Raw genomic sequence first — 22,866 nt, forward strand, 5'->3', positions numbered from 1 at the left:
GGACGTCATGCCCCTCGGGCGGCCATCCTCGCTTCAGGACGGAGCGGATCCGGCTGTAGGGACCGTTTCTGTGCCATCGATGAGAAATAGCCGCCGCGATTATTGAAGGAGCACCTGCCGTGTCACGTGCCCGCGTTCACAATTTCTCCATCTCGCTCGACGGTTTCGGCACCGGCGAAGGCCAGAGCCGCGACGAACCGTTCGGTCACGCCGGCGAAAGGCTGCACGAATGGATGTTCGCCACCCAGTGGTGGCGCGGGCCCGACGAGCCGGGCGGTAGCAGCGGCGTCGACGACGCCTTCACGCGGTTGTTCGACGTGGGAATCGGCGCCGAGATCATGGGGGCGGGGAAATACGGCTACCCCGGATGGCACGAAGACCCGGAGTGGAAGGGCTGGTGGGGGGCCAACCCTCCGTTCCACACACCGACCTTCATCCTCACCCACCACACCCGCCCGTCGATCGAGATGGAGGGCGGCACGACCTACCACTTCCTCAACGCGTCGCCCGCCGAGGCCCTGGAGACGGCGCGCAAGGCCGCGGAGGGCCAGGACGTCCGCATCGGCGGAGGCGCCACCATGATCCGCGATTTCCTGGCCGCCGGGCTCATCGACTACCTGCACGTCGTGGTGGTCCCGATCCTGCTCGGCAGGGGTGTACGCCTCTGGGACGGAATCGAGGGACTCGAGAAGGACTACCAGGTCGAGACCACCTCGTCGCCCAGCGGGGTCACGCACGTGACGTTCACCCGAGCGGGTGCCTGAACTCCAGGTACTCGAAGAGGAGAGCGACGGCACCATGGCAACCGACGAAACGGACGCCGGCGGGTACTCGTTCGGCCAGACTGACCAGCGAGGCGCCGATCGTCGCGTCGGCGTGCTGGAGACCGGTCAGGTCGACGACCAGCGGACCGCCGCGGTCGGAGTGCCCGTCGACGGCCGTATCCAACATGCTCTGCACGGCACGCCGGTTGCTGACGTCGGCCTCACCGACGAGAGTGATGCCGTAGGGCTCGCGGGTGCGCCGGAGCCGCAGCTGAGGCGTGGCTGGTAGGCGCCGTGTGGTGGCGGGATGAGACTGGATGAGCACCCGCATCAGATCGGTGGCGGTAGCGTCCTGGTCGTAGAGGCAGGCGCCGGAGGCGTGCCCGTCCAACGCCAGCGCGTTGACTGCGGTCTCGTACTCGACCAGGTCGGCGGTGTCGACCTCGCTCGACTGGACCCAGGTCATGTCCGCGGCCACCTGCAAGCCGGCGTATCCGCGGCGGAGCGCCTCGTCGATGCAGGCAGCCATCGTCGCGCACACCCGAGGATCGAATTGGCCGCCGGTCAGGTAGATCTCCTGCGCCGGGAGTACGCGCACCTGCCCGCGGTCCAGAGCGGAGGTTGCGCCGGGCACGCGGTCGGCCAAGACGTCAGCCATGGTCGACGGTGGCGCGGCCGAGGTCAGGACCATCACCAGCTGTCCGCCCGCCAGGCCGTCCGCGACGACCGTGCTGATCGCCGCCGCTCGTTCTTCGTCGCTGGCGGTCAGCACGCAGAAGTGGTCGCCGAGGTCGACTGAATCGCTCGCGGAAACCCAGCTCATTTGCTCACCCCTCCGAAGGGATGGGTGCACGCGGTCGACCGAGCCCGTCGTCGCAGCGGGGGAAGTGACCGAACGCGGGGGACCTCCGGATCGTAGCGAGCCCTCGGTGCTTCAGCAGTCCCGAAACGTTTCGGTCGCCGCACTCCAACGGGCAGAGTCGATCGGGACACGTCGGTAAGGCCGCGGATCCGTGGCCGCGCGACCGGGGAGGCGCTGAATGGGTGGGGCTGACAACGTCGCGGGACACGACTCCACACCGAGCCGGACATGCGCGCCGCACACGCGCTCTCCGCGCGCCGCGGCTATCGACGCGAGCAGAACCGGGATTGGCAGGTCAACGGTTTCCGCATGCTGGTCTACCGAGAGTCCCTGGTCGTTTCGTGAGGGAAGCGTCAGTCCGGGGGGACGACAAAAGTAATGGCAAGAAGTTCTCACTCCTTGCCATTTTCAACATATAGCGCACCTGGGGGCTTGCGGCAAGACCCGGGTCGGGACGCAGAATCGGCGGCCGGACTACGAACGGATGGCCACATGATTCGACCGGCCAGTGCAGAACAACGGAGCACGGCCACCACCGTGTTGGGTCTTCACGCGATCGACGCGACGCAGATCGCGATCGTCGGCGGCAAAGGCGCGCACCTGGGCGAGCTGTCGCGGATCGACGGCATCCGGGTGCCGGCTGGCTTCTGCGTCACGACGGACGCCTTCCGACGGATGATGGCGGAAGCGCCGTCGATCGACGATCGGCTCGATCAGCTGTCGTGCCTGCACCCGGACGACCGGGAGGCGATCCGCACGCTCAGCGCGGAGATCCGCCGGACCCTCGAAGAGGCCGCCGTCCCGGACGATCTCGCGGCGGCGATCACCGGCGCGCTGGCCCAGCTCGGCGAGAGCGGTGCCTACGCCGTCCGATCCAGCGCGACGGCAGAGGACCTGCCGACGGCCTCCTTCGCCGGCCAGCAGGACACCTACCTGAACGTCGTGGCCCCGGCCGCCATCCTCCAGCACGTCAGCCGGTGCTGGGCCTCCCTCTTCACCGAGCGGGCCGTGGCCTACCGCCAGCGGAGGGGTATCGACCACCGTTCGGTGCAGATGGCCGTGGTCGTGCAGCAGATGGTCTTCCCGCAGGCGGCCGGCATCCTGTTCACGGCCGACCCGGTCACGTCCAACCGCAAGGTCGCCACCGTGGAGGCGAGCTTCGGCCTCGGCGAGGCCCTGGTCTCCGGCCTGGTGAACGGGGACGTCTACACGGTGCGCGACGGCGAGGTCGTCGAGAGGGCGGTCGGCACCAAGCAGCTCGCCGTCGACGCCTCCCCGGCGGGCGGGACGCAGGAACGGGCGATCGACCCGGAGCTCCAGGCCCAGCCTGCGCTGACGGATGCTCAGGTCGTACGGCTCGTGCAGCTCGGCCGCCGGATCGAAGCGCACTTCGGCCGGCCCCAAGACATCGAATGGTGCCTCGTCGACGACGACTTCCAGATCGTCCAGAGCCGGCCGATCACCACGCTGTTCCCCGTCCCGGGGCCCGCCGACGGGGAGAACCACGTCTACCTCTCCGTCGGTCACCAGCAGATGATGACCGACCCCATGAAGCCCCTCGGGCTGTCCTTCTGGCAGCTGACGACCCCCGCGGCCATGGCCGAGGCCGGCGGCCGTCTGTTCGTCGACGTCACCCGGAGGCTGGCCTCGCCGGCCAGCCGCGCCGGACTCCTGGAGGCCCTCGGGAGATCCGATCCGCTGACCGGGGACGCGCTGCAGACGATCCTCGAGCGCGACGGCTTCCTCCGGCCGCTCCCGGACGAAGGTCCCCCGCGCCCACTGTTCGGCGGTACGCCGGCTCCGATCGAAGCCGATCCCGCGCTCGTCACCGAGCTGATCGAGCGCAGCCAGGCGTCGGTCGCCGCCGCGGAACGCGACATCCGGACGAAGTCCGGAGAGGCGCTGCTCGACTTCATCGAGGCGGACCTGCAGGAGCTGAAGCGGATCCTGTTCGATCCGCGGAGCCACCAGGTGTTCATGTCGGCGATGGAGGCCGCGTGGTGGCTCAACGATCGGCTGCAGGAGTGGCTGGGGGAGAAGAACGCAGCTGACACGCTCACGCAGTCCGTCCCCCACAACGTCACGTCGGAGATGGGGCTGGCGCTCCTGGACGTCGCCGACGTGATCCGCCCGTACCCGGACGTGGTCGCGTTCCTGCACCGGGTCGAAGACGAGAGGTTCCTGGACGAGCTGCCCAGGCTGCCGGGTGGACGGGAAGCGCGAGACGCCATCGAGGCGTGGCTGGCGAAGTACGGCATGCGCTGCGTCGGCGAGATCGACCTCACGCGGCCGCGGTGGAGCGAGCGCCCTTCCACGCTCCTGCCCGTGATCCTCGGCAACATCAAGAACTTCGAGCCGGGTGCCGGCGCGCGGCGCTTCGAGGAAGGGCTGCGGGAAGCCGGGGCGAAGGAACGGGACGTGCTGGCGCGCCTGCGGGCGCTGCCGGACGGGAAGGCGAAGTCCGAAGAGGCCAAGCGGATGATCGACCGGGTGCGGACGTTCATCGGGTACCGGGAGTACCCGAAGTACGGCATGATCAGCCGCTACTTCGTGTACAAGCAGGCCCTGCTGCGGGAGGCCGAGCGGCTCGTGCAGGACCAGGTGCTTCGCGAGAAGGAAGACATCTTCTACCTGCGGTTCTCCGAGCTCCGCGACGTCACGCGCACGAACCGCGTGGACGACCAGCTCGTTCGCCGACGCAAGGACGCGTTCACCTCGTACCAAGCACTCACGCCGCCCCGGGTGCTCACCTCGGACGGCGAGGTCCTCACCGGAACGTACCGACGCGACGACGTGCCGACCGGTGCCCTGGCCGGCCTGCCGGTCTCCGCCGGGGTCGCCGAAGGACGGGCCCGCGTCATCCTGGACATGGCGCAGGCCGATCTCGAAGCGGGCGACATCCTGGTCACGGCATACACGGATCCGAGTTGGACGCCGCTGTTCGTGGCGATCGCGGGGGTGGTCACGGAGGTGGGGGGCCTGATGACCCACGGCGCGGTGATCGCCCGGGAGTACGGCTTGCCTGCCGTCGTCGGCGTGGTCGATGCGACCCGGCTGATCCCCGACGGGCAGCGGATCCGCGTGCACGGAACCGACGGGTACGTCGAGTTCCTGCCGTGACCGTGCGGCCGCTCTGAGCGGCTAGGAAGCCGCGGCGGCGAGGGCGGCCGCGATCGCGGTCGTGTCCTGGTACTCCCGCCAGCGGACCACGTGACCGTCGCGGGCTCGGAGCACGCCGATGAACGGCGCGGACCTTCGTGAACCGTCCGGAAGGCTTCCGCCGAGCCGGTACTCGACGACGATCACCTCTGGATCGGCGGTCTCGTGCACGACGACGTCACTGAGCTCGTCGAGCCGGAGCGGAAGGCGGCGCGCCCCGCCGTGGTGTACGCGAGCACGTTCTCGCGCCCCTCGAACCGGGCCGGTTGGCCGGGTGGGGCGAACGGCATCTCGAGAACGGCGTCCTCAGCGAGCAGAGCGCCGTTCGGTGCGGAACGGCTGAGCCACTCCTGAGCCATGCGGTCGAAGACGTCGCGAGGGGTATTGGGCACAGCTCCTCCATGGGCATAAAGTGAGTGGAGACTCATGATGAGTATCATGAGTGCTGACTCAGGTTGTCAATGGAGGCTGGATGAGCGCGATGCGGGCCGACGCCCGGCGCAACCGCGAGAAGATCCTGGCGGCGGCCGCGGCGGTCGTCGCCGAACAAGGCCACGCCGCCTCCACCGAAGAGGTCGCAGCGCGGGCCGGAGTCGCGGTCGGCACCGTCTTTCGGCACTTTCCCACCAAGAAGGACCTGCTCGCGGCGCTGCTGAAGGACCTGTCGACGCAGCTGATGACGCAGGCCACGACACTCGCCGACGACCCCGGAGGGCTGTTCGAGTTCTTCACCGCGGTGGTCGAGCGCGCCGCCGGACAGCGCACGGTCGTCGAACTGCTCTCCGCAGCCGGGATGGACGTCGACGCGGGCCGGTCGCTCGAACCCCTGCGCGACGCCGTGGCGGTCCTGACCACCCGCGGCCAGGCCGCCGGTCTGGTCCGGAGCGACGTCGATGTGGACGAGGTGCTCGCGATGCTGACGCTGGCCACCCACAGCGTTCTCCAGCAGCACTGGGACGACGCGTTGCGCCGCCGCACGACCGCCCTGATGCTCGACGGCCTCCGCGCCGCACCAGTCTGAGACGGACGCCTTCCTTGCCGGGCACCGGTAACGAGGGCGTCGCTGGATTGGCCGGTCGTTGCCCTTCTCGGGTCCAGGGCGCCGGGGCACGCTGGAGGCAGGCACCTAACGCCCGTTCGGCTGACGGCACCGCACCGCGTGTGCCACGAGCCGACCTACGCGCGTCCCGTTCCGCGGGACGCGTTCTGCTTTCTGAGGGAGATGACCATGTCTGCAGTTGCTGCTACCGCGAGCGTTTCCTGCGGCTCGGAGGCCCGAGGGGAATCGTTCCGGGCCCTTTTGGTGGCTCAGCGCGAGGACTGTGTTCGGCAGCGGCAGCTGACGGTGGCCGAGGACACCGCTTCTCCCGGTGACCCGGTCGTCGCCGGCCGGGCCGCGGATCTCCTGCGCACGATCGAGGAGATCGACGCAGCCCTCGAACGCATCGAAGCGGGCACCTATGGACGGTGCGTGCGCTGCGGCGGCTCGATCCCGGACGAGCGTCTGGAGTTCCGTCCGCACGCCGCCGGCTGTGTCGCCTGCGCGCGGTCCGGACGCTGAGGAGGCCGAATGTCTTCCCAGCCGAACGGTCCGGCGCTGTCCGCCGGAATGCCACACGATGTCGCGGTGGTGGGCGCCGGGATGGTGGGCCTAGCCACCGCCTGGTTCCTGCAGGAATCCGGTGTGAAGGTCACCGTCTACGAGCGGCGCCACGTCGCCGGGGGCGCCTCCTGGGGCAACGCGGGATGGCTGACCCCTGATCTGACCGCGCCGCTGCCCGAACCGGCGGTTCTTCGTTACGGGCTGCGGGCGGTGCTCAGCCCGGCCTCCCCGGTGTATCTGCCGCTGCGAGCCGACGCCAGCCTGCTGCGTTTCCTCAGCGGGTTCGTCGCGCACAGCACGAGCCGGCGGTGGCGGCGCGGAATGGCTGCCTACGTTCCGATGAACCAGCGCGCACTGGAGGCGTTCGACGCCCTGGCCGCCGGTGGGGTCAGCGTGCAGACGCGCCGCGCGGACACCTTCCTGGCGTGCTTCCGCACCCGGCGGGAGGCCCGGGGACTGCTGGCGGAGTTGACCGCGATCCGCGAGGCCGGTCAGGACCCGAGCTACCGAACCCTGGCGGGTCGGCACGCACGGGCGCTGGAGCCAGCCCTGACCGACCGGGTGGGCGCCGCGGTGGCGATCGAAGGCCAGCGTTACCTGGACCCTCCGGAGTTCGTGCGTGCGCTGGGCCTGGCGGTCACCGCCCGCGGCGGCGAGATCCTCGAGGCCGTCGAGGTGACCGAGGTGCAGCCCGGCGTCGCGGGAGCGACCGTCGTCCGCGCCACTGGGGAGCGGCAGGTGCACGGCGCGGTCGTGATCGCGACCGGCGCGGCGCTGACCCGGTTGGCCGGGCGGTTCGGCGTGCGCCAGCCGGTGCAGGCCGGCCGCGGCTACAGCTTCAGCGTGCCCGCCGATCCGCTGCCCACCGGACCGCTCTACTTCCCGAGGCAACGGGTCGCGTGCACGCCGCTGCGCGGTCGACTGCGGGTGGCCGGGATGATGGAGTTCCGCCGTCCCGACGATCCGCTCGACCCCCGACGGATCAACGCGATCGTCGAGGCCGTCCGCCCCTTCCTGACCGGAGTGGACCTGGAGGACCGGGCGGACGAATGGGTCGGCTCGCGGCCGTGCACCTCCGACGGGTTGCCGGTCATCGGAGCAACCGCCGCGTCGCGGGTCTTCGTCGCTGGGGGGCACGGGATGTGGGGCATCGCGCTCGGCCCGATCACCGGACAGCTACTGGCCCAGGCCGTACTCAAGGGCGAGACGCCGACGGAACTCGCCCCCTTCGATCCGCTCCGCTGAGCCGGCGCGGCAATCGACAAGGCCGGTTCCTGTCTCGCTGAAAGGAGCACACCGTGGCGAACCATCCCGCCGCCGCTCGTGACCCGGAGCACCGGCAGCTCCTGTCGATCACCCCACGCTCCGGCCGGCTGCCCGGCTGTGCGGTGCTCGACGTCGTCGGCCGCGTCGATCGGTCCACCGTGCCGCTTCTGCAGGTCTGCCTACAGACCCAGCTCGGCCGTGCAGACGTCCAGGAACTGATCGTCGATCTGCGACGAGTCACCGAATTCAGCACCGCAGCCAGCGATGCGCTGATCCGGTGCCACCGGCTGAGCCGCTTGAGGGGCATCCGGTTGATCGTCCGCCCGGTTCGCCGACCGTCGCTGCGAGGGTCGCAGGCCGGATGACGGCCCAGCCGCAGTGCGTCGGCGACGTGCCGAGGAGGGGTCGAACAGGGACAAGATCCGCCGGAACGGGGAGGCTGAGGTTGCCGACCATCGGCAGCGAACGATCCAAAGACCGAGTCGCATCGTGGCGCGGCCGCAAGGAGGAGTAGATGGTACGCCGACCGGAGCCCGTCGCCACGCCGGCGCCGACCGACGAGTGGCTGGAGTCGGTCTCCGTCGCCGCGGCGGCCGCGTGCCGGGCACCTGCCGACCTGCTCGGGGAGTACCTGCCGATGCTCGCCGACGCCGCGATTCACGGCCGCCGCCCCGCGTCCTGGCAACTCGACGCGATCCGCGCGCTCGGGCGACGAGCCGCCGAATCGGAGGTCGACGCCGGGCGAGCCGTCGACCTCTACCTCTCGGCCACCTGGCGACTCTGGCGCGAGCTGCCCACTGTCGCTCGCTCCTCCGACCCGGAGAAGGTCCGTAACGCCGCCACTGCGGTCCTGCGTGTTCTCGACGACGCCATCGGCGTCCTCGTCGACGGGCACCAGTCCCAACGACGCGACATGATCCGCCGCGAAGAGGCGCAACGAGCAGCCTTCGTCGACGACCTGCTGCGCGGTGACGCCGACGTGTCGAGCCTGGTCGAGCGCGCCGAGCCCTTCGGCATCGACCTGGGCAAACGGCACTCGGTCACGCTCATCACCGCAGGCGAGCCCGGCAGCAAGGTAGAGCAGACCGCCGCGGCGCTGGAACGGATCGTCGTCGAGGCGTTCGGTGACCGGGAGGTTCTGGTCGCTATCAAGGACGGGCGAATCGTCGCGATCGTGCCCGCCGGATCGAACGACGGCGAGGTGGGATCGACGCTCAAGCAAGGGCTCGCACGGCGTCGGATCACCGGACGATGGCGGCTGGCGACCGGACGAGGCTTCCCCGGCGCCTACGGCATCGCTCGGTCCTACGAGGAAGCCCGCGAAGCCCTCGAGTACGCCGACCGGCTGAACCTGGACGACGACCTCGTGCACGCCCGCGACCTCCTCGTCTACCGAGTCCTCGGGCGCGACCAGGCCGCCATCGTCGACCTCGTCCGCGACGTCCTCGGCCCACTTCACCAGATGCGTGGCGGCGCAACGATCGCGCTGGAGACCTTGCAGGAGTACTTCGCCACCGGCGCCGTCGCCACCGACACCGCCCGACGGCTGCACGTCTCCGTCCGCACCGTGACCTACCGTCTCGCACGCATCGCTCAGCTGACCGGCTACCACGCCGCGCACGCCGACCAGCGCTTCACCCTCCAGGCCGCCGTACTCGGCGCACGTCTCCTGGACTGGCCCACCGTTCCGTTGCCGTCCGACACCGAGTAGACATGGGCTCGCTGTGGATCACGCTCTCCGGTGCAGTCGCGAGTTCCACGGCTGTGGAGGCCGTCCGGAGCTATGTAGACGGCACTCTCCCGCCGGCTTCTGCCGTCGACGTCACCGCGATCGTTGCCGAGGTCGCCGAGCAGGTCATCGGACCCACCGCCCGGGGCGGGGAACTGATCCTCAGCTGCCGTGACGGCATGCTGCTGATCGAAATCCTCAGCGACGGCCCACCGCCCGCGCCGATGAACACTCGGCGGTCGGCTTCGGCCTGCACCTGGGGGAGTCACCGCGTCAGCGGCGGCACCGTCACCTGGATACAGGTGCCGCTGGCAGGAGTCGATTCACCGGACCGGGTCTAAGCCGGGGTGGCGTGGCCGTCCTCGTTCCGGACCGGGGTCAGGCGGACCACCTGCAGCCCGACCGAGGCGAGCAACGCCGGAATGGTCCGGACGGCGTTGCGGTCGGCCTCGCGGCTCTCTTCGGTGAGGTTCCGCCAGTCGACGAGATCGGGATGCTGCTTGTGATCCGGATCGCGTCGCGGCCCCCACGTCCACCCGTCGTCGAGGAGCCGTTTCATCCATCGGGTGTGCTCGCGCTGGGCGAGCTGGGTGATCTCCACATCGGTGAACGCGAACGGCTCGGCGTCGCCCGTGGTGGGCGTCATCACGCAGCCGATCGCCCGTAGCTTGACGCCGATGTCCTCGGCCTGGGCTCGGTTGCTCTCCTTCAGCTCGTCGGACAGCTCGTCCCAGGACCGTATCGACGCGTTGGTCTGCGGTGTGTCGCCCTGCCGCTGACGAAGAGCGACGTACTGCGCGTGGATCTCCCGCGCCAGACGCTCGTTCGTCCCTAACCGGAGTTCGCCGATGTCGTACACCTCCTCGGTGACGTTGATCGTCGTCAATCCGGCGGGGCCCAGTATGGCAGCGGTCTGATCGGGGGCGGCCGTAGCCGTGCTGCCGAACCCGCTCCACCGCGTCACCGCGACCACGACGCGCGGCGCCGGCTGGAGCGGGGCACGGAATTCGTGGAGCAGACGGAAGCCGGCCTTGAGAGCGTCCGTATCGCGATCGACGCAGACGTAGACGTGCGGCGGCGGGGCACCGACCGCGGGTAAGGCGTTGACGCGGGCGGCGATGCCGCCCTCCACCGTGTCGACGGCGAGGCGGATGGCCGAGCGGTCGTGTGTGGGCAGCGTCGTTTTCTCGTCCTCGTCGGGCACCAGGACGAGCACGTCCAGCGGGGGTAGGTCGTCGCTGGCTCCGCCGGGCCTGGTCGCGGTCCACCAGCGGGCGATCTCCGACAGCAGCGCCTCGGCCAGTTCCGTGCGGCCGACGACCACGATCTCCGGAGGGCCCGCCGTCGCCGCAGGCGGGTGCTGCGCGACGATTCGCCGGGCCGCCCGGTCGTGCCGGTTGAACAGCTCCAGCCGCGCCCCGGCGCTCCCGGCGGCGCTGAGCTCCTGCGCGATCAGTGCGCTGAGCAGGGCCCAATCGTCGACGTGGACCTGGCAGCGCAGCGCAGCGCCGTGGCGCGGCGTGGTCTGCATCAACCTCAGCACGCTGACCGCAACCTGCGCGTTCGTCGCCGTGTCACCACCGACCGCGAACACCTCGCGCGCCCGGGGCACCCCGGCCCGGCGCAGCACCGGCACGTCGCGGGGATCGCCGGTCACCCGGTACACGTTGCGGGCGGGCAGTAGCGCCGACGGTGCTTCGCTCTGCACGATCACGACCCGCCGCCGCTCGCGGAGCACCTGGCGGACCAGCTCGGAGACGGCCGGACCGTCGCCGACGACCACCGTGTGGTCCTTCGCCCGGCGGGCACGGACCTGCTCGACTTGCCGTGCCAGGACGGCTTGGGCGGTCAGGACGATCGCGTACGCCGCCGTCGCCGGCGCCAGGAACCGGGCCACCTGCAACGTCCACGGCAGCGAACTGCCGGAGCCGACGGGATCGGAGTCCAGGACGAACAGCTGGAGGTCGTAGTAGATGATGTCGGCGACACCGGAACCGAAGTGGACGCCGGCCGCCCGGTTCAGCGCGTCGACGTGATCGCGCAGCCCGAGGTAGCCGAGCACCAGCGCCGCACCGGCCGCAATCACGACCAGAGCGAGCCCTCGCGCCGAGACCACACCGGACCTCGACGAACCTTCTTCCGACGCCATGACCGCCCCCCGGTCCGTGGTGCCGACCGAGCGGGCTGCCCGGCCGTCGTCCATCGTCGCATCCGGACGCGCGCCTGCGACCCGAGTTGGAGACGCTCCACTACTGTCGTCGCTCATGGCTGCGCCGCGGATCGTCGTCGTCGGCGGTACCGGCTTCTACGGTCGGTATCTGATCGCCGACGTGCTGGCCCACTCCGACGCGGAGGTGCGGGTGGTCGCGCGCGGCCCGGCCCAGCCGCCGTTCCCGGACCCCCGGGTCGAGGTCGTCGCGGCCGATCACACCGACGTCGCGGCGCTGGCCCGGCTAGTGGCGGGCGCCGCCGCGGTGGTGCACTGCGCCGGCCCCTACCAGGCGATGCCGGGGCGCGGCCTGCCGCTCGGGCCGGCTCTCGCGGCGATCAACGCCGGCGTGCCCTACGTCGATCTCGCCGAGGACGGGCCGTTCCGGCGGGCGGTGCTCGACGTGGCGACCGGTGCCACCGCTCCGGTCCTCACCGGCGCTTCGGTGGTGCCGGGGCTGCAGGTCATCGCCGTGGCCGAGCTGGCAGCCGGCCTCGACCGGGTGGACGAGATCCGCTGCGCGGCCGCGCCGGACACCCGACGGCACCGCGGTCCGGCGATGTTCCGGGCGATGCTGCACGGCCTCGGTGCACCCTTCGACGCACCGCGCGGCGGCCGACCGACGAGGGTGTACGGCTGGTCGGAGCCGGAGTGGGTGCGCTTTCCGCCGCCGGTCGGGCGTCGCCTGGTGTACCAGGTCTACGAGATGGCCGACCTCGCGGTGCTGGCTGAGCTGTACGGCGCCGGCACGATCAGCTTCAAGGCGGGCACCGAGCATGCCGGGCTCAACCGGCTACTCGGGTGGGCCGCCGCGGCGCGGGCGCGCACCGGCAAGCCACGCCGCGCCGAGCGGTTCACACCGGTGGTGCGGGGCCTCTCCTGGCTGGCCGGACGGGTCGGGAACGAGGCGGGCGGCTTCCTCGTCGAGGTACGCGGAGCGCGGGCGGAGCGACCGGTGCGGTGCGCGCTGGGGATGACCGCCGCCGTCGGCGGCGGTCGCATGCCGTCGCTGCTCGCCGGTATCGCGGTCACGGAACTGCTCGCCGGGCGGCTCACGGCGCCGGGTCCGGTAGCGCTCGACGCCTGGCTGTCGCCGGAGCGCGCCTGGGCGGAGCTGGCCGCGCGAGGTGTCGCCCTCTGGCGCGACGACGGATCCGGCTGGCAGCCGCTGTGACGCCGGAGCCCGAGCCGCTGCCGGCGGCTGGTGCGGGCGCCGCAGGCCTTGAGGACGGCGCCCGAGTGCCGATAGACAACACCGGCGAGGAGTCGCCAGGGGGACAGGGGCGGGGACCAATGGGCCAGTTCGTCTTTCTCAGTTACAGCCGTGCGGATCGTGCGTATGTCCAGCGGCTCGCCGCCTACCTCGCCCAGGCCGGAATTCCGGTCTGGTGGGACCGCGACCTGGCCGTGGGCGACCGCTTTCCCGCGGAGATCCAGGACCGCATCGACGAGTGCGCCGCCTTCGTCGTGGTGCTCTCCCCGTCCGCGGTCGGTTCCCACTGGGTCCTCGACGAACTCGAGTACGCCGTGCATCAGAACAGGCCGGTCCTTCCATTACAGCTGGCGCCATGCCGGCTGCCGCTGCGCGCGGTCAGCCTCCAGGTTCTGGAGATCCGGGGCGGCGCCATGCCCGGCGACGGGTTCGTGGCACGGCTGCGCTCTGCGTCGGGGCTTCCCCCACCGAGCCGTCCCGAGGCGGTCCGGAGCGACGACGCGCCGACGGTCGTCTCGAGTGGGCAAAAGCCGGACGCTTCCGCGGTGCTGCGGTTCCTGGAAGGGCTGGAGCAGCGCCAGAGCGGCTATCGCGCGGCGGACGTCGTGGCTGGAATGGGCGCGCTGCTGGAGCGGATCAGTGACCCGGACGCGTGCATCGGCCTGATTCCCCCCTATTTCCGCGCTGTCCGGTGGCCAGGGCAGGGCTATCCGCGCGCGGAGGTCGATGCGTTCGTGCTCGGGCACCGCCCCGCTCCGGCAGATTTTGATCACGCCCTGCGGCTTTACCTCGCCGATCAACGTTTGCTCCTCCCGGACGACGTCGGGGCGTTCCCGCGCTGGGCTCGCAAGGGCCAGGAGGCGACCCTGACGTACAGCAGTCATCCGCGCGCCCTGCTCCGGATCCCGAACGGTTGGCTGGCTGTCACCGACTCCGACCTCCGCTTCCGGATCGGTGGATCCTCCGTCACCGTGCCGTTCGCCGATCTCGACCATCTGCGGTTGGATGTCGAGTGCCGCGAGGAGGGCTGGGCCTACGACGGAGCCGCTGCCGGGAGCACAACCATGGGGCGGCTCTTGGTCTCGTATCGCGGCCGCGACGTCTGGACCGGGGATTTCAACTATCACGCCAGCGACATCCAGAACCTCGTGATGTCCCGGGTCAGCTACCTGGGGCGACTGTGGCGCGCCTTCGCGACCCGGAACGCCAACACCGCACCCACAGCCTGACCGACCGGTGGAAGGTGGCACCAGATGCAGCAACCGGAGCGCCCACGGGGGCGCGTGTCGGTGAAGGGTGTGGTGTTCCAGCGAGGACGGGTCCTGCTGCTGCGCAACGAGCGGCAGGAGTGGGAGCTGCCCGGAGGCGGCTTGGAGCTGGGTGAGACACCGGAAGAGTGCGTCGTGAGGGAGATCCGCGAAGAGACCGGCTGGTCGGTGCGGTGCGGGCGGCTCCTCGACACCTGGATCTACCACGTGTCCCCGTCAGACGGTGAGGTTCTGATCGTCACCTACGCCTGTGGGTTGCTCGACCCGGAAGCCGTGCCCGTCCTCTCCGACGAACACGCCGAAGTCGGGCTCTTCGGCCCGGACGAGATCGACGATCTGCCGCTGCCCGATGGCTACCGGGCGTCGATCCGGGCGGCAACCGCCGGCTCCTCTGTGGACGTCGGCAACTAGGGTGTGCCGGACCGGACCGTCACGGGGGCGTCCGGTGTGAAGAGAGGAACGCGCACGTTCCGACGTGCCACCACGGCGCTGTTACTGACCACCCTCGCGGTCGTCTCCACGCTGGTCGCGGCCAGCCCGGCCCATGCTTTCCCGCGCGGGGCGTGCGACAGCACGCTCGCCCCCGAGGGGCGGCCGGGGAGGTACTTCGACGGACCCAGCCCTCTCAACCGCAGCGTCTGGACGCACAACATGAACGCCACCCAGATGCTGTGGCAGCAGGACGGCAACCTCGTCCTCTACACCGCCGGGTACGCGCGGGCGGTCTGGTCGAGCCGCACGCACAACAAGTGCACCGGCAGCAGGTTCCCGTACTTGACGACGCAGAGCGACAACAACCTGGTCATCTACTGCGGCGCCGAAGGAACGAACGCGCTCTGGGCCAGCAACACCGCGGGAATCTAGGCGCTACTTCGCCGGCCGGCCCGGGCGCGCGAGCGAGGGGGTCAGGGAGACGGGCTCAGCGGGGCGCGGCGCGTGCTGGGGGAGTACCGGTCCAGTATCGCGCGAACCTCGGCGGCGTCGGTGTTGGCGCCGAACAGCTCGGTGCCGGGCTGCATCCGGACGCCGTCGGCGAGCGGCCCGGCGACGACCGGATCGAAGCCCAGCGCGTCGACGAGGGCCCCGACCGTGGTGAGGGCATCCGGATCGTCGCCGGCGACGGCGATGGCCTTCCGCTCGGGTGAGCCGACCGGCCGCGCGCCGTCCTCGAGATCGTGGTAGCCCATGTGGTTGAAGGCCTTGACGACCCGCGACCGCGGGAGGAAGGCCTGCACGATCTCGCTGGACGAGGTGCGCGGATCGGTGAGGTCGTCCCGGACCCCGTCCACCTCCCACCAGTAGTTCATCGCGTCGACGACGAGCTTGCCCGCCAGCGCCGACGCCGGCACCGTCCGGTACTTGCCGAGCGGCAGCGCCAGGACGACGACGTCGGCGCGTTCGGCGGCCTCGGCGGCGGTCACCGCGACCGCACCGGGCGCCAGGACGTCGATGATCAGCGCGATCTTCGCCGGGTCACCGGAGCCGGCGATCAGGACGTCGTACCCGGCGGCGACCGCCAGCCTGGCCAGCACGGTGCCGACCTTGCCCGCCCCGAGGATGCCGACGACGCTCATCGCGTCACCATCTCGCGGACCATCGGCGCGACCTTCGCGCCGAACAGCTCGACCGCACGCAGCCGGGCGCTGACCGGCTGGGCGCCAGCGGTGTAGATCAGGTCGAAGCGGCCCACGCCGAGACCGGTGATCGCGGCGGCGATCCGGCGAGCGACGGTCTCGGGCGCGCCGACGTACATCGAACCGTGCTCGACCTCGGCGTCGAACTCTTCCCGGCGGAGCGGCGGCCACCCGCGGAGGGCCCCGATCCGGTCCCGGATCACCTTGTAGCTCGGGTAGAACATCTCCTTGGCCTCTTCGTCGGTGTCGGCGACGAAGCCGGGCGAGTGCATCCCGACCGGGTGCGCGACCGTGCCGAGTTGGTCGGCGGCCCGGCGGTAGAGATCGATGTAGGGCCGGAACCGCGTCGGGGCTCCACCGATGATCGCCAGCATGAGCGGCAGCCCGTGCCGCGCTGTACGCACGACCGACTGGGGCGAGCCGCCCACGCCGACCCAGGCGTCCAGGCGGCCGGACTCGGTCTTCGGGAAGACGTCGGCGTCCTCGAGCGCGGCGCGGGTGGTGCCGCTCCACGTCACCGGCTTCTCGTCGAGGAGCTTCACGAAGAGCTCCAGCTTCTCTTCGAAGAGGACGTCGTAGTCGCTCAGGTCGTAGCCGAACAGCGGGAAGGACTCGGTGAACGATCCGCGGCCGAGGATCGCCTGGGCGCGGCCGTTCGACAGCGCGTCGACCGTCGCGAAGCGCTGGAACACGCGGACCGGGTCGTCGGAGCTGAGGACCGTCACGCCGGAGGCGAGCTTGATGCGCGAGGTTCGGCTCGCGATGCCGGCCAGGACCGTCTCCGGGGTGGAGATCGAGTACTCCGGGCGGTGGTGTTCGCCGAGTGCGATCACGTCGACGCCGAGTTCGTCGGCGATCACGGCCTCGTCGACGACCTGCCGGATCGCGGCGGCGTGGGGAACCGGGACGCCCGTGTCGTCGACGGGGACGTCGCCGAAGGTGTCGAGACCGAGCACGAGATCTGTCATGGCGCTGTCCTCCGAGTGATTGACACGTCAACTATGCATCAATATGATTGACGTGTCAATCAAAGGAGTGGTCATGGCCGGGTCACGCAAGCTGCCGACGCGCGATGAGCTCCGGACCTGGCGGGAGTTCGTCGAGACGACCGAGGCGCTGCGCACGGTGCTCGCCGCCCGGCTCTCCAGCGACACCGGACTCTCGCCAGGCGACTACGTCGTACTGCTCGCGCTCAGCGAAGCCGAGGGCGCCAGGCTCCGCTCGTCCGAACTCGCCGCCGCCGTCGGCTGGGAGCGCAGCCGTCTCTCCCACCACCTCGGCCGGATGGAACGTCGCGGGCTGATTCGCCGCGAGGACTGCCCTACCGACAGCCGCGGCGCGGAGATCGTGCTGGACGCCGCCGGAGCAGCCGCGTTCCGGGCCGCCACCGTTCCGCACCTGGGCGCAGTCCGCGAACTGTTCGTCGACGCACTCACCCCGGAGCAACTCGCCGCCGCCGGCGAGATCGCCGCGGCGCTCCGGAAGCACCTCGACCTGTCCCCGCCGGCCGATCGGACGTAGGCCGGACGCGATTCGTCCGGCCGAGGCCGCCGGCCAGGTGCAGGGCGGGAGCAAGCCGGGTTTGTTCGGTTCCGGTTCCTTTTGTCGGCTTCCGATCCACCGAGTGCATGGGCATGAGCGCCCGAAGAGTCTCCGTGTTCCTCGTCCTCGCCTTTATCGGCGTGGCGATCAGCGTGGCTGCGTACAACACCACGGCGGGTGCCGTCGGCTACCTGGTCGGCTACGCCGTCGTCGCCGGACTGAGCTGGTGGGCCGCTCTCCGACCGAACCGGCAAGACCGGGGCCCGGGCGTCCTGATCGCGGTCGCCGTCTCGCTGTGGTTCACCGGCGACCTGATCGAGGTCGTGCAGTACTACTACTTCACGGTGCCCGACGTCGGCGTGGCTGACATCTGCTGGCTCGGTGGCTACCCACTCGTGGCGATCGCGCTGATCCAGATGGCACGTCGGCGCGCGCCCGGCCAGCTCCTCGGCGCGGTGCTCGACGGGCTCACCCTGTCGCTGGCCGCTGCCACGCTGAGCTGGCAATTCTTCATCGAACCGACGTTCGATCTGGGGTACGGCGTGCTCGCGTCGGTGGTGCCCGCGCTCTACCCGGTGGCCGACGTGGTGCTGCTCACCGGCATCCTCATCATCGTGCTCTCACCGGGCGGCCGAACCACCCCGACCCGGTACCTGCTCGCCGGCGTCACCGTCTTCCTGGCGGTGGACCTCGGTTACAACCTCCTGCCGTACGTCGTGCACGGCGACTGGGTGAGCCGGCTCGGCCCGTTCGTGCTCGCCGGCAACGCACTGCTCGTCGCGTCCGGACTGCACCCGGCGAGCGCCGAGCTGACCCGGCCGGGTACACAGCTGCGCACGCTGCACGCGGCGCGCGTGCTCTTCCTCGGCTGCGCGCTGATGACCGCACCCACCCTGACGATCCTGCGCTCGGGTCCGGACGGCACGGAGGTGGCGGCGCTGCTCGCCACCGGCGCCTGCGCCGCGTTCGTCCTCGTCCGGTTCACCGCGGCGGTGCGCGAGCAGGAGCGTGCGCAGGCCCAGCTGGCGTTCCAGGCCAGCCACGACCCGCTGACCGGGCTGGCGAACCGGTCGGTACTCGGCGACCGGCTCGGCGAGATCCGGTCCCTGGTCAACTCCCCGGTGGCGGTGCTCTACCTCGACCTCGACGGCTTCAAGCAGGTCAACGACCGGCTCGGGCACGAGGCCGGCGACGCAGTGCTCCGGGCGGTCGCCGCCCGTCTCTCGGCGGCGGTCCGGCAGTCCGACGTGGTGGCCCGGCTGGGTGGCGACGAGTTCGTCGTGCTGTGCCCCGGTGCGTCGCAGGACGAGGCGATCGGCCTGGCCGAGCGGATCCTCGCCGAGGTCGCCGCGCCCGTGCCCTACCGGGAGGAACTGCTCCAGGTGGCCGCCAGCATCGGCATCGCGTCCCGGGCCGACTCGGCGGACGCGTCCCCGGCGACGTTGCTGCGCTCGGCCGACATGGCGATGTACGACGCCAAGCGGGCCGGCCGCGGTCGGTGGGTACTGGCCGACGCCTGAGGCCGTGCGGCGCGCTACGGAACGAGGAGTGTTCCCGCGCCTTCGAGGCGGCGCACGACCGGCGCGGTCTCCGTGCGGGACACTTCAGGTGAGCGCCCGTTCGCTCACCCGGCAGCAGCACATGCCGTCCTCGAGGCACGCCTTCCCTCGCTCGGAACTGAACCCCTGCACCAGTGCAACAGCAGGTTCGGCGTCCCGCGCGGCGGACGTCGTGCGGTCGTAGACGACCTCGCCACCGACGATCGTGGTGCTGACGGCCAGACCGGGGAGCGCTTCGGGGGCCGTGCCGAGGACATCACCGTCGACGACGCAGAGGTCGCCGACGAATCCTTCCTGCAGCGTGCCTTTCCATCCGTCGGCGTGGTCCTGCCAGGCCGGCGTGCGGGTGTAGGTGACCAGGCTCTCCTCGACGGAGATGCGCTCAGCCGCACCGGCGACCGCGTCACCGAACTGGCTCTTCCGGGTGACGGCTCCGGCGACGCCCTGGAGCCAGCTCGCCGGGGTGACGGGCGCGTCCGAGGCACTGGCGACCTTGACGCCGAGGTCGAGCGCCGTGCGGTAGGGCCACTGATAATCCGTCCGTTCCTTTCCGAGCACCGGGTAGAGGTCGGTGCCGAGCAGGTACTTGATCGTCGCGTTGAAGTTGGCGCCGATGCCGTGCGCAGCCATGGTCCGCAGCGTCGCCTCGGGCGTCAGGTCGGCGTGGATCACGTAGTTCCGCAGAGCGGCGCGGCGGGAGTTCCGTCCCATCGCGGCAAGGTAGCCCTGCACGACGGTGTCGATCGCAGCATCGCCGGTGGCGTGGGTGCCGACCTGAAAGCCGGCCTGGATCGCCGTTCGGATCATCGTGTGCAGGTTGCGGATCTGCTCCTCGATCGTGGCTCCGTCGAGGGTCAGGGAACCGCGAGTGTTCGTGCCTTCGTAAGGCTCGTGCAGGTACGCGGTGCGGGCGGCGGTGGGTACACCGTCGGCGAAGAGTTTGACCTGCCCGACCCGGATCCAACGGGGGTCGATCCCGCGCAGCGGTGAGAACCCGTCGAGGGCGGCCCGGAGCGCCTTCGGGTTCCGGCCGCCGCCGAGCATGAGGTTCACGCGGAGCGGCAGCTTGCCGGCGCGGTACCTGTCGGCGTAGATCGCGACCATGGCGGCGTCCACACCGGGGTCGGTGACGCTGGTGATGCCGAGGGAGTGCACGGCCGCGATGGCGGCGTCCAGACTGCCGGCGACCTCCGCCGGGGTCCACGGTGGCGCCACGCTGACCAGGCTCATCGCACCCTCCCGGAACACGCCGGTGAGTTCGCCGTTCGCGTCCCGCTCGATGTACGGCACCAACTCGGGGGAGGCGGTGGCGATCCGCTCCTTCACCTCGGGCAGGTCCAACACCGCGCTGTTGACGATCAGCGCGTGGTACGAGAACTCCGGGGCGATGATCTTGTAGCCGTCGGACACCGCGTCGAGGTGTGCGCGGGTGAGTTTCTGGCCGACCTGGTTGAGTCGGCTCTCGTTCCAGCCGCTCGCGCGGACGAACGTCGTCTCGACGGGCTTGCCCGCGGCTCGGGCGTCGGCGACGGCGCGGCGGAGGACGTCCTGAATCGCGACGATCGATTCCGTGCCCGCGAGCGAGTACGTGTAGGGCGGGATCGCGAGACCGGAGTTCCCGAAGTGGAAGTGCGAGTCGTTGATACCGGGAAGAACGGTGCCGCCACCAGCGTCGACCACCTGGGTGCCGCCAGCGGTGAGACGGGTGATCTCGCGGTTGCTACCGATCGCGAGGATCTTGCCGTCCTTGATCGCGACCGCCTCGGCGCGGCGACGCCGGCGGTCCATGACCAGGACCTTGCCGTTCATCACGACGGTGTCGGCGGCGCCGCGCGGTCCGCGGGCGTGCGCCGGACCGGCGGCCGCGACCACCGAGACGCCGGCGGCCGCGGCGGCGACGACAGCGCCCTTGAGCACGCTGCGGCGGCTCATTCCCTGTTCGATCATCAGGCCCTCTCAGTGTTCGGCGTCCGAGACCCGCGGACTCGCCGTCGGGCGGTCACATGGCTATCGTTCGTATCCGAAAGACATGCGGCGTGGGTCACACTGTGCCGCCACGGTCGAGGACAGTGCCGTCCCGGTCAGGAGTCGACGAGATGAACGCAGCGGCCCCCGCCGGTCGGGTGTTGGAGGGCTATATCGGCTCGCGTCCAGGCGACCCGGAACCCGTGCGCGACCGCATCCTGCTGCGTTCCCAGGGAACGTTTCCGGCGATCAGCCGACGACTGCGCCTCGGCGACGTCGATCTTTGTCTCTTCGAGGGTGCAGACGTCGACGTGACGCCCTGCGCCCCGGCGTCGGCCGACCGCTCGTGGACGGACGCGCGCGGAATGGTGCTGGGTCACGTCGTGTCCGGGGAGGTCCAGATCGCCCAGGACGGTCGGGAAGTGGTCCTCGCCCCGGGACAGGTGGCGCTGTACGACGCGGTCACTCCGTACCGCATTCGCGCAGCGTGGCAGCACCGATATCTGATCGCGCACATCCGCGGCCGCGCGCTGCGGATGCGCCGGGAAGACCGCGATGCGCTGGTCGCCCGGGACCTCTCGGCGTTCTGCGCCGCCGCTGCACTCGCCGGGCTGGTCGGCGGTCTGATCGTCGACGACCGTCGCAGGCCGGTACAGGCAGCCGGCCAGTACCTGGGCGACGCGATCGTGGCCTGCGTGCACGCGATCGTCGCCGAGGCGCGCGGCACCGGAGGAGGTCCGCGGTCCGCGCTGCTCTTCGCCGAGCTCGTCGGCTGGCTCGAGACCCATCTGGCCGATCCGGGACTGACCACGGAGCGTCTCGCGGCGGCCCACTATCTCTCGCCCCGCTACGTGCGGAAACTCTTCGCGCACCACGACACGACGGTCACGGGCTACCTCCGGCTACGGAGGCTCGAACGCATTCGCGACGAACTGTTGCAGCCGGGCAGCGCCGACGTCCCGGTCTCCGCGATCGCGGCTCGCTGGGGCTTCGCGGAGCCGAGCGTTTTCTCGCGCGCGTTCACGCGGCAGTTCGGCCGAGGGCCGCAGCGGTTCCGGAAGGACGCGATCGGGCCGGAGTAATCGGCATGGGTAGCTCGTTTGGATCCGTATGATCTCGCCATGACTAGGCCGCGAATGCTGATGATCCTCACCGAGAACGGCACCACGTCGGGTGGGAACGATCTGCCGACGCTGGTGCGGTGGGCTCGTTGTGCGGAGGACGCGGGCTTCGACGCGGTGATGGCGAGCGAGCACGTGGTCCTCGGGCCGGATGCCGGCGCGAACGGAATCATGGGCAACCCCCGAGCGTACGCGCTCCCGGGCAACCAGGATCCGTTCACGCCGTGGCCGAACTCGATCGTGCTGCTGTCCGCGATCGCTTCGGTGACCGAGGCTCTGCGCTTGGTGGCGGGCGCAATTCTCGCGCCGCTGCGCCACCCGTTGTTGCTCGCGCGTGAACTGGGCACGCTCGATCTGGTCAGCGAGGGCCGGCTGGTGGTGCAGCCGACGGTGAGCTGGAGCCGGGACGAGTACGCCGCGCTGAGTGTGCCGTTCGACCGCCGGGGTCGAATCCTCGACGAGCAGTTGGACGTGCTGCGCCGGTGCTGGGGGCCGTCGCCGGTGAGCTTCCAGGGGGAGTTCTTCCAATTCGACGACGTGTACTTCGAGCCGAAGGCGTACCGGCCGGACGGCCCGCGATTGTGGTTCGGCGGACAGCGTCTGCACGCTTCGGTCCTGCGTCGGCTGGTCGAGTACGGGCACGGCTTCCACCCGTTGGGTGCACCGTCCGACGAGGATCTCCAGACCCTGCGGACCGGTCTCGCCGCGTCCGGCCGAAGTCCGGACGAGCTGGAGTTGATCGGCGGCGTCCGCGCGGTCTTCCCCGACGACCGCAGTTGTGCCGATCTGGGGCAGGCCATGTCCGCCATCCCGGCCCAGGTGGAGCAGGGCTATACGACGTTCTGCCTGAAGCCCTCCCAGTTCATTGATGACGGTGCGCGGATCGGTGCGTTCTGCGCGGAGGTGATGCGCCGCGTCGACAGCATATGAGGTGGACGGCTCCCGGATCGTGGCCTTCGTTCGTTCACGAAT

At 70.5% G+C, this 22,866-nt stretch carries 22 protein-coding genes; 16 read left to right on the forward strand and 6 right to left on the reverse strand.

Going from position 1 to position 22,866, the window contains the following annotated elements; translation table 11 throughout:
• Positions 1-119: 119 nt before the first annotated feature.
• Positions 120-764 (forward strand): dihydrofolate reductase family protein, encoded by a 645-nt coding sequence (locus tag ABEB28_RS05185; RefSeq protein WP_345726808.1) that lies wholly within the window; start codon positions 120-122, stop codon positions 762-764.
• Here the strand turns inward: ABEB28_RS05185 and ABEB28_RS05190 are convergent.
• Positions 745-1,587, reverse strand: a complete 843-nt coding sequence (locus ABEB28_RS05190) for an MEDS domain-containing protein (RefSeq protein WP_345726809.1) — start codon at positions 1,585-1,587, stop codon at positions 745-747. The two genes, ABEB28_RS05185 and ABEB28_RS05190, sit on opposite strands and share 20 nt — an antisense overlap.
• A gap of 531 nt (positions 1,588-2,118) precedes the next feature.
• Here ABEB28_RS05190 and rph point away from each other — a divergent pair.
• Positions 2,119-4,746: a rifamycin-inactivating phosphotransferase gene (gene rph / locus ABEB28_RS05195; RefSeq protein WP_345726810.1), complete on the forward strand. Its 2,628-nt coding sequence runs from the start codon at positions 2,119-2,121 to the stop codon at positions 4,744-4,746.
• A gap of 21 nt (positions 4,747-4,767) precedes the next feature.
• On the opposite strand, the gene ABEB28_RS05200 is transcribed toward rph, so the two are convergent.
• Positions 4,768-4,956: a nuclear transport factor 2 family protein gene (locus ABEB28_RS05200; protein WP_345726811.1), complete on the reverse strand. Its 189-nt coding sequence runs from the start codon at positions 4,954-4,956 to the stop codon at positions 4,768-4,770.
• 301 nt (positions 4,957-5,257) lie between these two features.
• Here ABEB28_RS05200 and ABEB28_RS05205 point away from each other — a divergent pair, with 301 nt between their 5' ends.
• The 6 genes from ABEB28_RS05205 (at position 5,258) to ABEB28_RS05230 (ending at position 9,724) form a co-directional block, all read left to right on the forward strand.
• Entirely contained in the window at positions 5,258-5,806 is a 549-nt protein-coding gene (locus ABEB28_RS05205) for a TetR/AcrR family transcriptional regulator (RefSeq protein ID WP_345726812.1), read from the forward strand.
• 207 nt (positions 5,807-6,013) lie between these two features.
• Positions 6,014-6,346, forward strand: coding sequence for a TraR/DksA family transcriptional regulator (locus ABEB28_RS05210; protein WP_345726813.1), 333 nt, complete (start codon positions 6,014-6,016; stop codon positions 6,344-6,346).
• Positions 6,347-6,355: 9 nt separating this feature from the next.
• Positions 6,356-7,633 carry an NAD(P)/FAD-dependent oxidoreductase gene (locus ABEB28_RS05215; RefSeq protein WP_345726814.1) on the forward strand — a complete coding sequence of 426 codons (1,278 nt, stop codon included), beginning with the start codon at positions 6,356-6,358 and terminating at the stop codon, positions 7,631-7,633.
• A gap of 53 nt (positions 7,634-7,686) precedes the next feature.
• Positions 7,687-8,019, forward strand: a complete 333-nt coding sequence (locus tag ABEB28_RS05220; RefSeq protein ID WP_345726815.1) for an STAS domain-containing protein — start codon at positions 7,687-7,689, stop codon at positions 8,017-8,019.
• 149 nt (positions 8,020-8,168) lie between these two features.
• Complete coding sequence (locus tag ABEB28_RS05225; RefSeq protein WP_345726816.1) at positions 8,169-9,365, forward strand: PucR family transcriptional regulator; 1,197 nt, start codon at positions 8,169-8,171, stop codon at positions 9,363-9,365.
• 2 nt (positions 9,366-9,367) lie between these two features.
• Positions 9,368-9,724, forward strand: a complete 357-nt coding sequence (locus ABEB28_RS05230) for a hypothetical protein (RefSeq protein ID WP_345726817.1) — start codon at positions 9,368-9,370, stop codon at positions 9,722-9,724.
• Here ABEB28_RS05230 and ABEB28_RS05235 read toward each other — a convergent pair.
• Entirely contained in the window at positions 9,721-11,586 is a 1,866-nt protein-coding gene (locus ABEB28_RS05235) for a RyR domain-containing protein (RefSeq protein ID WP_345726818.1), read from the reverse strand. The two genes, ABEB28_RS05230 and ABEB28_RS05235, sit on opposite strands and share 4 nt — an antisense overlap.
• Positions 11,587-11,647: 61 nt before the next feature.
• On the opposite strand from ABEB28_RS05235, the gene ABEB28_RS05240 reads away from it, so the two are divergent.
• The 4 genes from ABEB28_RS05240 (at position 11,648) to ABEB28_RS05255 (ending at position 14,937) form a co-directional block, all read left to right on the forward strand.
• On the forward strand, positions 11,648-12,766 hold the full coding sequence (locus ABEB28_RS05240; RefSeq protein WP_345726819.1) for an NAD(P)H-binding protein: 1,119 nt from the start codon (positions 11,648-11,650) through the stop codon (positions 12,764-12,766).
• A 119-nt stretch (positions 12,767-12,885) separates the two neighbouring features.
• Positions 12,886-14,034: a toll/interleukin-1 receptor domain-containing protein gene (locus ABEB28_RS05245; protein WP_345726820.1), complete on the forward strand. Its 1,149-nt coding sequence runs from the start codon at positions 12,886-12,888 to the stop codon at positions 14,032-14,034.
• 24 nt (positions 14,035-14,058) lie between these two features.
• Positions 14,059-14,484, forward strand: coding sequence for an NUDIX hydrolase (locus tag ABEB28_RS05250; protein ID WP_345726821.1), 426 nt, complete (start codon positions 14,059-14,061; stop codon positions 14,482-14,484).
• Positions 14,485-14,520: 36 nt separating this feature from the next.
• Entirely contained in the window at positions 14,521-14,937 is a 417-nt protein-coding gene (locus ABEB28_RS05255) for a hypothetical protein (protein WP_345726822.1), read from the forward strand.
• A gap of 41 nt (positions 14,938-14,978) precedes the next feature.
• On the opposite strand, the gene ABEB28_RS05260 is transcribed toward ABEB28_RS05255, so the two are convergent.
• Positions 14,979-15,647: an NADPH-dependent F420 reductase gene (locus ABEB28_RS05260; protein WP_345726823.1), complete on the reverse strand. Its 669-nt coding sequence runs from the start codon at positions 15,645-15,647 to the stop codon at positions 14,979-14,981.
• A complete protein-coding gene (locus tag ABEB28_RS05265) occupies positions 15,644-16,675 on the reverse strand; it encodes an LLM class flavin-dependent oxidoreductase (protein WP_345726824.1) in 1,032 nt (343 codons plus the stop codon). The genes ABEB28_RS05260 and ABEB28_RS05265 overlap by 4 nt, the downstream gene beginning before the upstream one ends.
• 73 nt (positions 16,676-16,748) lie before the next feature.
• Between ABEB28_RS05265 and ABEB28_RS05270 the strand changes: the two genes are divergently transcribed.
• Both ABEB28_RS05270 and ABEB28_RS05275 read left to right on the forward strand, forming a co-directional pair.
• Positions 16,749-17,228 carry a MarR family winged helix-turn-helix transcriptional regulator gene (locus tag ABEB28_RS05270; protein WP_345726825.1) on the forward strand — a complete coding sequence of 160 codons (480 nt, stop codon included), beginning with the start codon at positions 16,749-16,751 and terminating at the stop codon, positions 17,226-17,228.
• Positions 17,229-17,341: 113 nt separating this feature from the next.
• Positions 17,342-18,769, forward strand: a complete 1,428-nt coding sequence (locus ABEB28_RS05275) for a diguanylate cyclase (RefSeq protein ID WP_345726826.1) — start codon at positions 17,342-17,344, stop codon at positions 18,767-18,769.
• An 84-nt stretch (positions 18,770-18,853) separates the two neighbouring features.
• Here ABEB28_RS05275 and ABEB28_RS05280 read toward each other — a convergent pair whose 3' ends face one another.
• Positions 18,854-20,755, reverse strand: a complete 1,902-nt coding sequence (locus tag ABEB28_RS05280) for an amidohydrolase (RefSeq protein WP_345726827.1) — start codon at positions 20,753-20,755, stop codon at positions 18,854-18,856.
• Between the two features lie 149 nt (positions 20,756-20,904).
• Here ABEB28_RS05280 and ABEB28_RS05285 point away from each other — a divergent pair, with 149 nt between their 5' ends.
• A complete protein-coding gene (locus ABEB28_RS05285; RefSeq protein ID WP_345726828.1) occupies positions 20,905-21,855 on the forward strand; it encodes a helix-turn-helix domain-containing protein in 951 nt (316 codons plus the stop codon).
• A gap of 39 nt (positions 21,856-21,894) precedes the next feature.
• Positions 21,895-22,824, forward strand: coding sequence for a TIGR03619 family F420-dependent LLM class oxidoreductase (locus ABEB28_RS05290; RefSeq protein ID WP_345726829.1), 930 nt, complete (start codon positions 21,895-21,897; stop codon positions 22,822-22,824).
• Positions 22,825-22,866: the final 42 nt, after the last annotated feature.

The organism is Cryptosporangium minutisporangium (genome assembly GCF_039536245.1).
Classification (GTDB): domain Bacteria; phylum Actinomycetota; class Actinomycetes; order Mycobacteriales; family Cryptosporangiaceae; genus Cryptosporangium; species Cryptosporangium minutisporangium.